General features: G+C 34.8%; 13 protein-coding genes and 1 tRNA gene. 7 read left to right on the forward strand and 7 right to left on the reverse strand.

The window, feature by feature from the left end:
• The first annotated feature begins 75 nt into the window (after positions 1-75).
• The 4 genes from FDK13_RS02710 to FDK13_RS02725 all read left to right on the forward strand — a co-directional run bounded on the left by FDK13_RS02710 (position 76) and on the right by FDK13_RS02725 (position 2297).
• Positions 76-1206, forward strand: a complete 1131-nt coding sequence (locus FDK13_RS02710; RefSeq protein WP_137338430.1) for a glycosyltransferase — start codon at positions 76-78, stop codon at positions 1204-1206.
• Positions 1197-1817 (forward strand): 16S rRNA (guanine(527)-N(7))-methyltransferase RsmG, encoded by a 621-nt coding sequence (rsmG, locus tag FDK13_RS02715; RefSeq protein WP_137338431.1) that lies wholly within the window; start codon positions 1197-1199, stop codon positions 1815-1817. Before FDK13_RS02710 ends, rsmG begins: the two co-directional genes overlap by 10 nt.
• A 39-nt stretch (positions 1818-1856) precedes the next feature.
• Positions 1857-2138 (forward strand): hypothetical protein, encoded by a 282-nt coding sequence (locus FDK13_RS02720; RefSeq protein WP_137338432.1) that lies wholly within the window; start codon positions 1857-1859, stop codon positions 2136-2138.
• A gap of 85 nt (positions 2139-2223) precedes the next feature.
• Positions 2224-2297, forward strand: a tRNA-Asn gene (locus FDK13_RS02725).
• Positions 2298-2515: 218 nt separating this feature from the next.
• On the opposite strand, the gene FDK13_RS02730 is transcribed toward FDK13_RS02725, so the two are convergent.
• Positions 2516-2743 carry a hypothetical protein gene (locus FDK13_RS02730; protein ID WP_137338433.1) on the reverse strand — a complete coding sequence of 76 codons (228 nt, stop codon included), beginning with the start codon at positions 2741-2743 and terminating at the stop codon, positions 2516-2518.
• A gap of 287 nt (positions 2744-3030) precedes the next feature.
• Between FDK13_RS02730 and FDK13_RS02735 the strand changes: the two genes are divergently transcribed.
• The gene (locus FDK13_RS02735; RefSeq protein ID WP_137338434.1) at positions 3031-3423 is read left to right on the forward strand and encodes a hypothetical protein; all 393 of its coding nucleotides are present in this window, start codon (positions 3031-3033) and stop codon (positions 3421-3423) included.
• Between the two features lie 228 nt (positions 3424-3651).
• Positions 3652-4041, forward strand: a complete 390-nt coding sequence (locus FDK13_RS02740) for a hypothetical protein (protein WP_137338435.1) — start codon at positions 3652-3654, stop codon at positions 4039-4041.
• A gap of 400 nt (positions 4042-4441) precedes the next feature.
• Here the strand turns inward: FDK13_RS02740 and FDK13_RS02745 are convergent, their stop codons facing one another.
• Genes FDK13_RS02745 through FDK13_RS02770 form a run of 6 tightly spaced genes read right to left on the reverse strand, consistent with a single transcriptional unit; the run spans position 4442 to position 12482 of the window.
• On the reverse strand, positions 4442-5008 hold the full coding sequence (locus tag FDK13_RS02745; RefSeq protein ID WP_137338436.1) for a hypothetical protein: 567 nt from the start codon (positions 5006-5008) through the stop codon (positions 4442-4444).
• 31 nt (positions 5009-5039) lie between these two features.
• Positions 5040-5699 carry a hypothetical protein gene (locus FDK13_RS02750; protein WP_137338437.1) on the reverse strand — a complete coding sequence of 220 codons (660 nt, stop codon included), beginning with the start codon at positions 5697-5699 and terminating at the stop codon, positions 5040-5042.
• A gap of 51 nt (positions 5700-5750) precedes the next feature.
• Positions 5751-6443, reverse strand: coding sequence for a M48 family metallopeptidase (locus tag FDK13_RS02755; protein WP_137338438.1), 693 nt, complete (start codon positions 6441-6443; stop codon positions 5751-5753).
• Complete coding sequence (locus tag FDK13_RS02760; protein ID WP_137338439.1) at positions 6436-9603, reverse strand: type I restriction endonuclease subunit R; 3168 nt, start codon at positions 9601-9603, stop codon at positions 6436-6438. The genes FDK13_RS02755 and FDK13_RS02760 overlap by 8 nt, the downstream gene beginning before the upstream one ends.
• Positions 9604-9618: 15 nt before the next feature.
• Complete coding sequence (locus FDK13_RS02765) at positions 9619-10896, reverse strand: restriction endonuclease subunit S (RefSeq protein WP_137338440.1); 1278 nt, start codon at positions 10894-10896, stop codon at positions 9619-9621.
• A complete protein-coding gene (locus FDK13_RS02770) occupies positions 10893-12482 on the reverse strand; it encodes a type I restriction-modification system subunit M (RefSeq protein ID WP_137338441.1) in 1590 nt (529 codons plus the stop codon). The genes FDK13_RS02765 and FDK13_RS02770 overlap by 4 nt, the downstream gene beginning before the upstream one ends.
• Positions 12483-12639: 157 nt before the next feature.
• Between FDK13_RS02770 and FDK13_RS02775 the strand changes: the two genes are divergently transcribed.
• A complete protein-coding gene (locus FDK13_RS02775) occupies positions 12640-15915 on the forward strand; it encodes an RNA-binding domain-containing protein (RefSeq protein ID WP_137338442.1) in 3276 nt (1091 codons plus the stop codon).
• The last annotated feature ends 13 nt before the right edge of the window (positions 15916-15928 follow it).

Below are 15928 nucleotides of genomic sequence, written 5' to 3' on the forward strand. Positions count from 1 at the left end.
GGCATCTAACATTCCTGACAATGACCGTATATTTGTGAAATTACTTATGGAAAAAATTTACACACCCCCTGTATCGTGACGGATTCTCTACTCTATGTGCTCTGCGCATTTGTTCTGATTCAGCTGTTTTATTATCTTTTTATTTTCACGCGACTTGCCTTTTATGGTAAGAGCGCGAATTATGAAAGTCATGCGCCGGGCGTTACCGTCCTGGTTTGTGCCTTGAATGAGAAAGAAAACCTGATGGAACTGCTGCCACTTCTGGATGCCCAGGAATATCCTGAATTTGAAGTGATACTGCTTGATGACCGCTCTGATGATGGAAGTGAAGAGTTTATGCGTGAAAATATTCATAGCTGGAAGCACATTCGCTACATCCGTATCAATGACGAATTTTCTCATGTCACGCCAAAAAAGTATGCACTGACGGTTGGGATGAAACAGGCAAAATATCCGCTGGCATTAATGACAGATGCCGACTGTCGCCCTGATTCGTTGCACTGGATAACCTCAATGACCTCCCAGATCAGTGACGAAAAAGATATTATTATCGGATTTTCACCTTATGAAAAACATCCGGGTTTGTTGAACTGGTTTATCCGCTGCGAAACTTTTTATACTGCCGTACAGTATCTTTCTTTCTCTTTGGCAGGATTGACCTACATGGGCGTTGGCCGCAATATTCTGTATAAGACTGAATTGTTCTTTGCAAATAAAGGTTTTTACAGGCATCGCCATATTATGGGCGGAGATGATGATATTTTCCTGAATGAGGTTGCTACCAGCAGTAATACCAAGATTTCTATTGAGCCGGAATCTTTCGTCTATTCGAAACCGAAAACGAGCTGGTCTACATGGTTAAGACAGAAAAGACGTCATTTGGCTGTAAGCGAGTTTTATCGCAAGCGGAATAAAGTAATGCTTGGAATTCTTTCGTTTTCCCATATGGTAATCTGGATATTGGGTTTTGTTGCTCTGGCTTTTGGGATATTGAATAATGATATTCTTTTGCTCCAGGAGCTTGGCGTTATCGTTGGTGTTCGCTGGATCATTCAGTGGATACTTTTCTTTGTCATCAACAGAAAACTCGACAGAACGATCGAGTGGTTTAGTTTCCCGTTGATGGATTTTGCATTTTTTATTTATTATATCTTCTTCGGATTGTTTGTGATGACAAGAAGAAAACCCCGGACTACATGGAATTAATCTTAAAATACTTCCCGGACCTTACTGATGTACAGCGTGAGAAATTCACTCAGCTGGAAGCATTGTATCAGGACTGGAATTCAAAGGTCAACGTAATTTCCCGCCAGGATATTGATACATTATACGAACGCCACGTGCTGCATTCCCTGGGAATTGCGAAAGTGATTCAGTTCAAATCCGGAACATCGGTGCTGGACGTGGGAACGGGCGGAGGTTTTCCTGGAATCCCATTGGCGATTATGTTTCCGGATACCCAGTTTCACCTGGTCGACAGTATTGGAAAAAAAATAAGAGTGGTACAGGAAATCGCGACCGCACTTGATTTGAAAAATGTAAAAGCCGAACAGATCAGGGCGGAGAAACTTGAAGATACTTATGAGTTTGTAGTGAGCCGCGCCGTAACGCGTATGGCGCCTTTTGTTGGTTGGGTACGTAAAAATATCAGTCGAAACTCATTTCATTCGCTCAGGAATGGTATTTTATATCTAAAAGGTGGCGACTTAACTGAAGAGCTTGCGGAACTGAATATTAAAACCCGTTCTTATGAGCTTTCCAATTATTTTAAAGAAGAATTTTTTGAAACGAAAAAGGTAGTATACGTACCTTTGTAAGAATTTTTGAGTCGCGTAAACTTATCTAACCATAAAAATATGAATGAGCGTTTTAGTGCCAGTGGGCTAATGAATCCATTTTTTCCTGATGAAGTAACATTTGGAGAAAAGGGAGTGACTTTTACAGTTAAAAAACTATTCAGGAGCAATGATAATTTTGTTTTCTATTCTGATATCTCAGGAGTGGAAATTGAAAATAGTATGTTTTTTTCGACCATTCACGTGATCCCACGCATGCGTCCTGAAATAATTATAAATAATTTTTCGAAGGGAGATGCCAAGAAAGTCAAGGAGTTAATACTTCAGAAGGTTCAAAGTTAAAAAATATTTTTATCCGGGACTTGCGTCATATTAATTGAATCCTTATATTTGCACCAGAATTCAGATAAACAATCGGATTTGAAATTCCTGAATAGCTCAGCCGGTTAGAGCATCTGACTGTTAATCAGAGGGTCGTTGGTTCGAGCCCAACTTCGGGAGCCCTGGTTCAGAAGCACTTAACGAGAAATCGTTAGGTGCTTTTTTCTTGTGTAAAAAAGTTTGATACACAATTTGAGACACAAGTCCATTAACTCCTCTAATTCTTACTTTTGAATTACGTCAAATACACATCTGCTTCTGTCGTTTTTTAAGTTTTCTTCATAGCTTCTTACTTTTAAGGATTTTTATAAATCAATTCAATTTTTTTCGTGGATGAATTATTCGTCTTGGCATTCTTCCAAGTCATCTTCTAACTGCTGAATCTTTTCTAATGCCTCTTCATAACTAGATTGCAACTCTTCTTTTTCATCTTCAAGTTGTTTCTTTTCATCAGCGCACTGTTCCAACTCTTCTTTTAATCTTTCGTTCTCGGAGTTGCAACTTGAAACAAATAAGGTACAAACCAATAGTGACAGTCTCAGACTTTTGTAGAAATTTATTTTCATTTGAATCCTGGGATATGAGTTAATAATACTTCTGAACGCACAATTCTTTAATGTTGATCTTTTAGTTCTTTTGACACGATTTAAAAGATTTGTTAACCCAAACAAAACATTAACATTATATATGTAATCATACTGGTCGGGTCAGCATCATATAAGTCTACTTTACATTATTTTTTGAATCTACAGTATTGCGAAGTTTTGTAACTACCGTTAACTAAGTTATTGGATGACAATCCGAAATAAAGGGTAACCTTCGCTAGTCAAATAATCACCCTCCAGTAGTTTTTATGAAAAAAGTCATTTACTCCGCAATACTAATTGCTATTGCTTATACTTCTTCTTTCTCACAAAGTTTCTATCCACAACCTACCCACAGGTCTAGTAACAGCATCAGTAGTGGGTCTGTTAATCCAAACACGAATTATAATAGCGGTTATCAAAAGTCAAATGGTACTTATGTTCAACCTCATATTAAGACTCAACAGAATCAGACAAATCTTGACAACTATTCTACTCAAGGAAATGTAAATCCGTACACTCTGGATAACGGAACAAAAGCAAAAGATTATTCCATTGACGCTTATAATTACGGTTCTGGGAAAACAATCCAAACAGGGGAAAGAGGTGGTCAATATTACATTAACAACAATGGTAACAAGGTGTATGTACCGAAACGTTAACACTGCTTCTCTCCATCCATAATTATTTTCTTACATTAAATCATCTTTACCTTGAAGAACTATTTTTCATTGTGCATCTCTGTATGCTTTTTAATTTGTTTTGTTAGCAGTTGCAAACAATCTCGGTACATTACTGAAAGACATATCAAAACAAATATTGAGAAACACGAAGTTGGAAAGCAAAGTAACATACGTACTTACACCATCTTTAAAGGAAACACCATCGGTATGGCTCGGTACATTGAGTTAACTGGATATAAATTCAACTCAGAAAAGGGATTAGTTATCGGTGCAGACAGGTCTTACGTTCCAAGAGCAAAATATAAGGGTGACGTTTCCGAATTCACGAACGTTGAATATATACATCTTAATATTGAGCAAACTAAAAGCATTTTATTCAACTATGCTCTTCTCCTAGAAAAGATTAAAAAGGAGAAACCTCGCATGAATGAGGAGGTATACCATGATTTTACCGTGTCCAATCACTGCTTCATAAGTTTTCGAAAAACCAATGCAGGAAGTGGAAGTGAATATATTTACATCTGGATAAACGGTGAAAAATATCAACTTCGAACAGCGGTTTTCATCAATCGATTGAAAAAATTCGTAGAATATTAACCTACAATTTAGAAAGTAAAACTTTTAATTTTGTTAGTTGGAAACCCAACCAAAACATTTGTCCTATATGATTCAATGTCTTGGTTGGGTTTGAATTAACCTCTCTATTAATAATTTATAAGATGCCGGTAACCGCAAAAGATTTTCAAATAGAACTTGATCGCATTTTCGCAAGAACTAACAAATTGCAATCAAACTACGTCGATGTAAGATCGGGAGATCTTCACACAACGATCGGAGATTATCCAGGTAAAAATCATAGAATGCCTACATGCTGCAAAGTGATGAAAAACAATATGAAAAATGGTGACGAGATATTAGATCAACCCACACTAGGAAATGGTGCCAGTCTTATAATACGATATTATTTTCCAAGGTGACCTGATAGTTGAATGCGAAATTAATTTCCAACGTTAGCAAACGCCAGTAATTCCCACTCTGCTAATGCCAAATGTGGTGTTAGCGCTCGATGAGCTTCTAGTAAAGCAACATGTGCACGATGCTCTTCGATTGTATTTACTTTTGTCCATGAAGGTCTGACATTTCCGTGCCCAACGTGTGCTAAGATAATTCGATCAACCGGACACTGAGGAGGGGTAACGATCGCTCCAAGACACCACAAGTGTTTCAGGAAAACTGAAATACTTTTTTGTGCATGAGATATCTTAAACCCACCCTCACAAAAAGATGGACCGAAATTTTCATCCATTACTTCCTTCAGCGATAATATATCATGTTCATAAGTCGCTACTTTTTGTTTGTCGATGTATTTTCCAGATAATGCGATTAACCTTCCTTTCCAAAATTCTCTAATTGGTTCTCTTAATTCACCTGCACAATTTTGGTGGTAGGTATGGTTATGCTGAACGGACGCATTAATTGCTTTTGTCAGTGCCATTATTACCGTTCCTGGGATATTGTAATCTTGTAAGAATGCTTGTTTTGCTTGTAGTATTTCTTCTTCCACTGTTAATTGGTTTACATTAAATGTATTTAAACTATTGACGAAATTTACGACTCATATAAAGTCGAGAAATACATTCATTTTTATCTGCACAGTAAGTTTTACCCCATGTAAAATGAACAAAAAAGTATTTTCTTGAAGTGAAACCTATGAATATTTCGCCTTCTGTTCCATCCACAAACGACACTTTAATCTTATAATGCTTACCAAAAATCAGGTCATAAGATTCTTTAGGGGAAGATTCTGTATGCATTGGAATTGTATTAAGCCCAATTGTGGAGTTTTTAGCAACTTGTGTTTCTACATATTTTTTCTCGAGGAATTTAAAGACATCTTGAATGCTGTTCAGTTCAATTCCTACTTTAGATTCATTTATGAAAAATAGAAAACCTTCTGCTCCGTCTAATTTGAGTGCCATTATTTGATCATCAACGAAAGCTTGCTTTAAAAGAAGTGTTTGATTTCCAGATTCAATTAATATAGAGTCATTACCCAAATATTCCCAAGCACCTTTACTCACAATTCCATTCTCCGATAGAAGAAGAACTCCACCAGTCCGGAATATGTAAACTGTTTTTGATACTGATATTTCCCCCATTGATACCCAATGATGGTTGGTTAAAATGGTAAGATCATCTAGTTTTTTACTGAATTTTTGAATCTTGGGAATAATATCTGCTAAAAATGTCTTCATAGAATTTGAAAAGTTTTATCCTTTAAGGATTGAATTATTTCATTCGACCTATTACTCCTTCACCCTTTCCACCCGCTCATTTAACTCCTTCCAATTAGGAACATGCGTCGACAGTTCTGCCCAAAATTGTTTTGAGTGATCTTTTACCTTCGTATGACAAAGTTCGTGTACGATCAGATAATCGATTAGTGAATAAGGTAATTTAACCGCTGCTGGGTTGATGGTGATTATGTTTTTTCCGGAACAGTTACCCCAGCTCTTTTCCAGTTTGCGAAACCGCAGACCATCAAATTCTAACTTGGTTTGCTTAGCAAGTTTTTTAACCCGTGGTGTGATTTTTTCAACTGCTCGTTCCTGATAGAATTTTTCGATGGAAGATTTTATCTCAGACTGACTGACCTCAGAAGAAGGTAAAAGAATACTGAACTTTGAATGATTGAATTCAATCTGCAACTCTTTTAGTTCTTTCTGTACGGATACCTCTACGTAGTATGACCTGCCCAGATAAGGAATTCTTGAACCGGTTACTATCTTTTCATCTTCTTTTACGGAAACCAGATCAAGTTTGTCCAGAATCCACCGCGCTTTTTTTAATATGAGTTTGTCGGATTTTTCAACCGGAATTGCTTTTCCTTTAAGAATTACCCCTATGTTTTTTTCTACGGTGATATAGTGTGATTTTAGACTGTCATTTTCATGAAAGCTGTATTCTATAAAAGTTGATCCGTATTTTACCTTACGCATTTTTGTTATTTCTTAAAACCTCTACCAGTTCTTTTGCTTTTGACTTTGCATCCGATCTTTCCATTTTGGTCTTAAGATAACGAACTAGTTTATTTTCTATGTCATTAATTACCATTCCTTTTGTTTCCCAACCTACGATGTTCAGTTCACCGTTAATTAAGTCAAACAAAGTTCTGGTCGCATCTTCTGCATCTTCTTGATAAATCACCTTCATTGAGGAATACACAGCACGCTGCTGTTCGGTCACGAAACCCTTTTGTTCACTTTCCTTCTGTGACTGAATGATTTCATCCTGGATCTTCTCAAACTCTGTTAGTAATGATAATTGAGACAAACGACCTTCTTCATGTTCCTTGATCAACTGCTCCAACCTTTCAGCAAGTGGTTTGTAGAAATCCGGATTCTTGTCAAGATTTACTTTTATCGTGTGTTTAAGATGGTTACGCATTTTCAGTTCCTTCGTAGCAGGAGAAACATTCAGTATCTCTTCTTTGAATTTTTCTCTGTCAATGATAGAGATTGGTTCCTGTAATAGATTTCTGACTCCCGAAGATTTTAAATGCTCATCAATGAGTCCCTGTAATAGTAGACTCTCATCTTTGCTTACCTTAAACCCGTCATCATCAGGATACATGTTCCTCGCCATTTTCTTGATTTCATTGTAAAGTTTGAAATCATTGAAATACACCATTGCTCTTGTATCCGGTAATACTATTCCTATGGATTTGTTAAACTGTTTTAGAAGGTCTTTGAATTTGTCACGCTTATCGGGTTGATCAATGTAATTAACTGCTTCCTCCATGAATTTACCCCTGTTGTATTCTTTGCTAACCTTCAAGGGTTTGAAGAATTCAACAAGTTTTGTGTGGTTTAGCTCCAACTGAGGGAATTCTTCGTTGATGTTTTTAAGTACGTCATCCGGACGAATATCACCGGAAAATATTTTCAACGCTTCAAGCAAATGATTCGTTATACCATTATAATCCATGATATAACCTGCATCTTTCCGTTTCCCGCTGCGGTTAACCCGTGCGATTGCTTGTAAAAGTGTATGTTCTCTTAGTGGTTTTTCGAGATATAAACAAGATGCAATTGGTGCGTCATATCCGGTGAGAAGCATATCCGAAACAATCAGGATTGCAGTATTGTCATACTTCTTCTTTCCTGATTTTTCCATTTCATTTTCGTTACCAAACGGAAGTTTATAATGATCAGTAGCATCTTTTATTTTTTCCGGCGCCACAATCCAGATTGGTTTAAGATCGTTCTTATGCGTTTTATTCCATTCGACTGCTTCATAATATTCTTTTGCAACATGATCAGATTTAGGAATACCAATGCTGACAATCACTTTCGTATCGAAATTATGGAATCCAGATTCTTTTAGTGCTTCAAATGCTTGTTTGTACCTGATAGCAGCAGGTCTTCCATCACATACAAAGAGCGCTTTATGACCGTTAGGGAATATCTTTTCCTTAAAGTGAGTAATTGCGTGTTTGGCAATATCATTGACTCTCTCCTTTGAAAACTGGTAGTTTTTAAGTGCTACTTGTTTTAACTTATCCTTCTTTTCTTCTGGTTCGTGTCCGAACTTTGCTTCAAACTCTGCGTCCAGTTCCGTTTTGCGTATGTCCAGTTTTGCTATACCTTCATCATACAAGAGTTCAACGGTTGAACCATCCGCTACGGATTCTTTGATGGTGTATACATCAATGTATTCTCCACCATAAAATTCACCCAGCGTGGATTTGTCTTCTTTGGAAATCGGTGTCCCGGTAAAAGCAATGAACTTTGCATGTGGTAGTGCATTACGCATAAAAGATGCCAGAAACCCGTAATGTGTACGGTGTGCTTCATCTACCAGTACGTACAAATTTTCCTTTTGAGAAAGTTCTTCAAGTACTACCTCCTCACGCTCACGTTCTATCCACTTCCCGTTTTCTAAAACCTTTGTGATTTTTATGAGGTTTTTGTCCTGAATATGTTTTTCAATCCGGACGTTCTCCTTTTCTTCTAGTTCTGTTTGATCCTGTTCTGTTGTAGCTTCTTTATTTGTTTCCTGAAACTTTTGGATTGTCGTGGTAATAATTCCACCGTAATCATTCCTTAAAAGTTTGTCCAGGTGAATTACAGATCCTGCATGTTTTACATTCTTCAGACCCACGTTACCAAAAGTGGTTGTGATTTGACTGTCCAGATCTTTACGATCCGTCATAATGATTACCGTAGGATTGTTGAAACCGAATTCAGGTGCTTGTAGTTTTCTGGTAACGTACGCCATCGTAATGGATTTACCAGAACCTTGTGTATGCCACACGACACCACCTTTACCTTCCTGTAATTTCTTGATCGAATTATTAGTAGCGCGAATCTGTTGATAACGCGGAAGTTTCTTAATCGTTCTACCTTCTTCTTTTTCAAAGATGACAAAATGACGAATGATATCCAGCAACTTGTCTTTCTGGAAAAGGTTATAAATCAGTTTGTCTTGTTCCGTTGTTACACCTTCGACGATTTCATTTTTGGGTGTCCGGAAAACTGAATAAAATGCTTGTGGCGCACTTATCGCTCCATAACGACCACCAACTTTCCATATTCCCGCACAAATCTGGTTGTAATAAAACAGTCTTTCATTCAAATCCTGATATGCATGAAGATCGCTGTAAGCAGAATCCCATGCAGTGGTAGCAGTTGGTGATTTACACTCCAGTATAGCAACCGGAATTCCGTTTACATAAACTACCAGATCAGGAATGGAATGATTTCCAATTCTGCTTAGATATCGGAATTGATTAACCACCAGAAAATCATTGTTCTCCGGATTTTGGTAATCAATATAGGAAACCGTTCTAAATTCTTCTACTCCTTCAAACTCCTGTTTTAATGTAAATGATGCACCCCGAATTAACTCCCAAATCTGTTCATTAATTTCCATTAAGGATGAACCTTGAACGGTCGTGATCTTGTCGTATGCTTTAAAAACATTGTTCTCATCAATCCACGGATTAAGTTTCCGGATTGAAGAAATCAATCTCTTTTTTAATATTACTTCTGAAAGATCATTTCGTTCATCACTTTCCTTTCCGTTAAGGTATTGATACCCCAATCGCTGAAAAAGTTGAATTGCAGGAAGTTCACTGTAAAGGTATTCATCACTCATAACGGAGGGTTTTACTTAGGCAATTTCGAGTTCAGATTGAAGCACTCTTACCTTTCCAGTAAGTAATTGTTGCATTAATCCTTTTTTTAATTGTTGGTACTCTGTTTTCTTCTCCTTCTGGGTTTTTAACTTTTCATCAACAGTACTTAATATTGATGCGATTTTTTGTTGCTCTTCTACTGAAGGTAAAGGTATTTTTGTTTCCCTTACTTGTTTTAGACTTAGTTGGGGATAAGCTTGACCAGTAGTAATTTTTAGATATTCTGTAATAATTGATGCCTGGCTTAAATACTGAAAAACAAACTGGGGTAATAATAATGAATCTGAAATTCTAATTCGAGCAATATGCTGGTTAATATTACCCTCATTATATTCCAATGGATAGATACACGTTCTTCCAACATTTCCAGTAATTGTCATTAAGATATCTCCACCTTTAATCTTTGAGCGTTCCATTGCATTGTTCGCTTCTTCTGAGATATGCATTGCCCCAGATAAAATAAATCCATTAGGACTTACACATTCGCTCCTTAAAAATGTGATACCAGATTCTTGCCATTCAAAACCGTATGTTGTTGGCGTAGAACCTTTTGTTATAAAATGTGAGTGTGATTCGAGATTTGAAACCTCCCAACTCTCCGGAATTTCGCCCAACACAGAATCCTGAAACTTCGTATGACCAATACCACGTGTCAGCAGTTTTTGCATTAACCCTTTTTTGAGTTCACGGGTTTGGGTGATTTGTGCATCAATGACTTCTATCTTTTCATCAACTGTGCTGAGGATAGTTGCGATTTTTTGTTGTTCTGGGAGTGGCGGAAGTAGGAAACTAAATGATTTTAGAACCTCTAATCGGATTCCTTTTACAGTACTACCCGACCCCATGGTCAAGATCATATCTGAATTTAAAGCAAACCAATAAGATAAAAAATATTTAGACAGTTCTGGTTTTGGGAAAATTGCTTTTAAGTCTTGGTTTATAGCTACTTCTCTGTTAAAGAAAACAGCTTTACCTAATGCCATGCGGGTAGCAATTATAAGAGTATATTCTGGAATCAAATTGGCAGAACTGCCTTTTAATCCCTTATGACTTATAAAATCCTCTGTATTTGATAAAATGGTTCCTTTTAGATCTTTAACAGTTGCCCAAGGAATTTCAGGTTCCCAAAACTCTTCATTTTCCTTAAAGGGAGTTCCTCCTCCAATAATTTTCTCAATAACTTCACCTAATTTTACAAATTTCCAATCAGATGGAATCTCTTTCAGTTCTGTCATTTTATTTAGTTCTTTCATAATCCCATCTCCATTAAAAAAGCAAATAACTTTTCATCAATTTCCTTTTCTCTTGCTTCTAATTCAAGAATGGTATTTTTAACTTTATATAAATCAACCTCATTTTCCACTTCAGTAGTGTCAATGTATCTACTGATGTTTAAGTTGTAATCGTTCCCTGCAATTTCTTCTAAGTCAACAATCCGAGCGTATTTTTCATCAGGAACTTCTTCCAATTTGGTCGTTACAAAATGATCATAGGTAGAAACAATTTTACTAATGTTGAGTTCTATTAATTCATTTTGGTTTTTACCTTCTTTATACTCATTACTTGCATCAATAATCACCACCTTATTTTTCAAATGCGCAGCTTTACTTTTGTTGATGATCCAGATACTTGCAGGAATTCCAGTATTGTAAAACAAAGCAGATGGCAATCCTACAATGCATTCTATTAAATCTGATTTTAGAAGTTTTTCACGAATTGCACCTTCTGTACCACTTCTAAACAAAGTACCGTGTGGTAATACTACTCCTGCTTTACCATCTTGTTTCAACACAGCAATCATATGTTGCAAGAATGCTGTATCAGCATATCCACGAGGCGGAATTCCATATTGAAATCTTCCGTACGGATCGACGACGGACTTTTGATAGTTTGGAGTAAGTTTTTTCTCATTTCCATCTTTATCCACTTTTACTTCTTGACTTGTTTCCGCACTAGTCCACCAACCATCCTGAGAAAATGGAGGATTTGCAATAACTCTGTCAAAAAGCATTAACTCGTTATCCTCATTCTTATGTTTTGGATCATTCAGAGTATCACCTTTGCGTAAGTCTGCATCATTGTAATTGTGCAGCAACATGTTCATTTTACCAATTGCCCATGTACCAAGATTCTTCTCTTGTCCATAAAGTGAAATGTTGATGTTATTACCAACTTTTCCATCTGGTAATTCCGCTACATATTTAGCAGATTCAATGAGCATACCGCCACTACCACAGGTAGGATCGTAAACCTTTTGTCTTGGTTGAGGTTTGATAAGACGTACGATGGTTTGCACTACACCGCGCGGAGAATAGAACTCACCACCTTTTTTACCAGCATCATCTGCAAACTGTTTGATCAGGTATTCGTAAGCGTCACCTAATAGATCCGGAGTATATAAATCCTGATTTTTAAGACTGTATTTGTTAAAATGACTTAGTAATCGTTGAAGCACTTCATCACTAAGTTTTTCTTTATCCCCGAATTTGGTAGAAGTCAGTACACCTTCAAGGTTGTTAAGACCTTTGTTATTGTCTCGTTCAATTGTTGCAAATGCAATGTCCAGAGCAATACCAATATTTTCAGTAAATTTCTTTATTTCATCCCAACGAGCTTCCTGAGGTACTTTAAAGTAAGTTTCATCCTCAGCATCTTCACGTGAAATACCATCACGTTCCACGATAGCATCTACTTCTTCGGTATGCACATCATTAACACGTTTCAGGAAAAGTAGACCAAAGATGTAATTCTTAAAATCGGAGCTGTCAATGCTCCCACGTAATATATTAGCAGAATCCCATAACCAGGATTCCAGGGTTTGAAGGTCAAGTTTTGACATTGAGGTGATTAAAATGTATAAAAAATTATGTCAATTTACATATTGTAAAATAAAAACTAATAGTTTTTATTTATCATGAAATTGAAAAAATCAAAAAAATAAATTTTAATGGTCTCATCTTGTCTTGATTTTTAACAAACCTATCTATCTTAACCGAATGACAGACCTAGAAAATAATCAAATAGTTGAATTCAAAATAGAAAAATTCGAGACGAAATTTTCCAAAATAAATGAACAATATCCATTAATTTATGTAAAGGGTGAAGATGGAGATATCTTGACGGTTAGAGGTTTTAAATGGCAAGTTGAAGCCTTATGGAAATATGAAACGATATATTGTGAAGTATACAAAGATGCCACTAATGGAAAGGTATGGCTTAAAAATAAAGACTCAAGACATCCATATTATGAAATTGATAACACTTACAAATTTAAAGTTGTAGGAGAAAAAATCGTTACAAGTTCTAATAATAAGAACTTTAACGTTTTATTGTTAGAAGGAGAAGATGGGGACAGTTATGAGGTAAACTTGATTTATGGACAAAAATACAATGCCTTGAAATCAACTTTTATTCAATGTAAAGTTACATCTATAACATCATATGTACGCCTTAGTCAAATAGATTCTAAAGATCCCTTTTTTGTAAATTTTAATGAAATTGTAAAAGATAATAACTTAGAAAAAAAATATTATAAATTATATTTTGAGAAAAACAGTTGGAGTACTGGTGATGATAATCAATTAATTGAACAGTATTATTCTCAAAGATCCTTTTGGGTTTTTACTTTTACGAACAAAGTTCTGTTAAAAAAATTACAAGAACACCTTTCAAGAAGAGATTTTATCCAGGCTGTTGAAGTAAATAATTTGATAATAATTTTTGAAGAGTGGATACTTAATCGAGGAATAATTTCATCATTCTCCGATGAGGATTTTAAAACATCAACCAAACTCAAAACTAAAACTCAATTAGAAAATGCGTATAGCCTAAAATCAGTTTTAGAAGTTCTATGCAATAATCCATTTAATTTATTTGAAGACGCGACTTTATTTAGCAGTAAAAAGAATTTTTTAGAGAGATTTTACTATCTAATTTTTTATTCAAGCATAGAGCTTATAAGTTATAGTGCATTTATAGAGAGATTAAAAGAGGTAATTGAGAATATTGATGATACTAAACCAAACGATCTATATTATGCAAAAAAAATATTATCAGTTATAAAAAACAAAAAGAAGGTGTTCATTAGTGATAATGAAAGAGAATATTTTCGTTTGACTTCATCCAAAGATCCAACAGTTGAATTTTCTGAAAAGGAAATCAAATATTTGATGTACTCCTATGGGGAACTGTTATTGTGTCACAAAATAAATCTTAGAGAAAATGTTAATATTTTATGTGGACAAATTCTAAAATTGTTTACAAAGGTTACTAGTGAAATTTCACAAAAAGAAAAATTACTTTTTAATTCTTATATGTTTTTCGAAACATATAAGGATCATCTGTTAAATATTCCTTTTGAGTATGATTCAATGTTAAGAATTAATCATACTATTTTAAGTGAATATGTTAAATCCAAAAACTACCAAAATGAACATTGGGATGAACTAGAAGACATTTATACTGAAGCTGCAACGTTTTCTGTACAATTAACTCAAAGAAATAAAAGTGGTTACGAAGTGAAATACAAAGGCATGATTGGATTCCTTCCCACTCACAATATCGAAGACAATATATTGAAAAAATATCAGTTCGAAGATTGTGATTTTACTATTAGCGCAAAATGTATTTCACTCAGTAAACCATTTAATCTGTTTATAGTCGAACAAGTTAGTGATATAAATTCACGAGCTAATTATAAGTATACTAAACCTTTAATTGTTGGAAATTTATATGATGCTATTATTACAGGAGTTGAAAACTTTGGTATATTTCTATTAACGAATGCGGGAGAAGGGCTTCTTCATATTAAGGAGCTATTTGACAAAAATGACATTTTAGATATTGCTAGAGACAAATCTATCCTTAAAAAGATTTTCCCAAAAGGACAAAAAATAAAAGTCGTACTAATCGATATTTCATCCGAAAAGAAAGTCAGTTTTAGTTTTTCGAAATTAAAGGACATAGACCCATTATACTATCATGAATTTTTGGAGAAAGCAACTCATGACATTATAAAAGATGATTATGGGAAGGAAGAAATAGAAACAGATACATATTTTGATATTGCTCAGAACGAAAAGGCTTTTTGTATAGAGCAATATGCAATGTTACAATTTGACCTAGATAATAAAATTAAAAACTTCCTTATAGCTAGGCAACTTTATATTAATACAAAAAATGCTAGAAGTTACTTGATTAATATTTTTACTTCATATTTGGAAATCTTATTAAGTATTAGAACAACAATTGCAAATCGCTCCTTAAATAACATTACTAATATTAAAAACGAAGCAAAAAAAATTGCAAGTTCGATCGACAAAAAAACTATTGAAGTATTTCCAGATTCATATAAATTAATTTTTTTTCTAGATATAGTAAGTTTGTTTAATGAAACAAGTGAAGACGCGCAAAAAACATTATTTAAATATGTTCAACAGTATAGTTCGGAATCTGCTAATAAGGATCTAAAAACTGTGGCTAAAATAACTTTGGCGAATAATTTGTTAATCTCTGAAAGTCAAGAAGATGCCGTTTTTTGCTTAAAAAATCTTCGATTAATATTTGATTTCCTTTCAAATGGTATTCTTTCTCTGGAAGAAACTATTGAAGACAAAAATGAAAAGGATCTGAAAACAGAAATTTTATCTTGGAGGAATAGAATACAAGAAGAAGAAAGTGAGACTTTAGAATTTAAATCTACCTTCTTTACGCCTGTATTAGATGAAAAATTGTCAGCGAGACTTCAGATGTTAAGTAATCTTCCAAGTTCAGATTCTATTAAGACAGAGATTAGTAAAATCAATGGAGACTTAGCAAAAAAAGCAATTATTCATAGTTGCTTTAAGTCGTTAGCTGCATTTGCAAATTCGAATGGGGGTACGCTTTTAATAGGTGTAAATGATAATAATATAATTACTGGTCTCGAAAAAGAATATAAAACCTTGTCAAAGAAAGATCAGAATAGAGATGGCTATGGTAAGAAATTTGATGCTCTTCTTAGGGATTATTTCGGTGATAGTTTTTCTTCTTTGATAACAAGAAAATATTTAAAATTTGAGGAAGGAGACGTCCTTATTATACAGGTTCAACCTAGTATTCACGAGGTATTCCTTTTAAAAAATGATGAAGGTAAAAATCAAGAGCAATTATATATTCGTAATTTATCTTCCTCCAAAGAATTAGTAGGCTCCGAACTTGCAAAATATGTCCGGAATAAACATCTTAAAATATTGTATTCAAGTTTAGAAAGTAATATCAATAAAGTATTATAATTATCCTAAATAG

It is taken from the genome of Dyadobacter frigoris, assembly GCF_005280585.1.
In the GTDB taxonomy this organism is placed as follows: Bacteria; Bacteroidota; Bacteroidia; order Cytophagales; family Spirosomataceae; genus Dyadobacter; species Dyadobacter frigoris.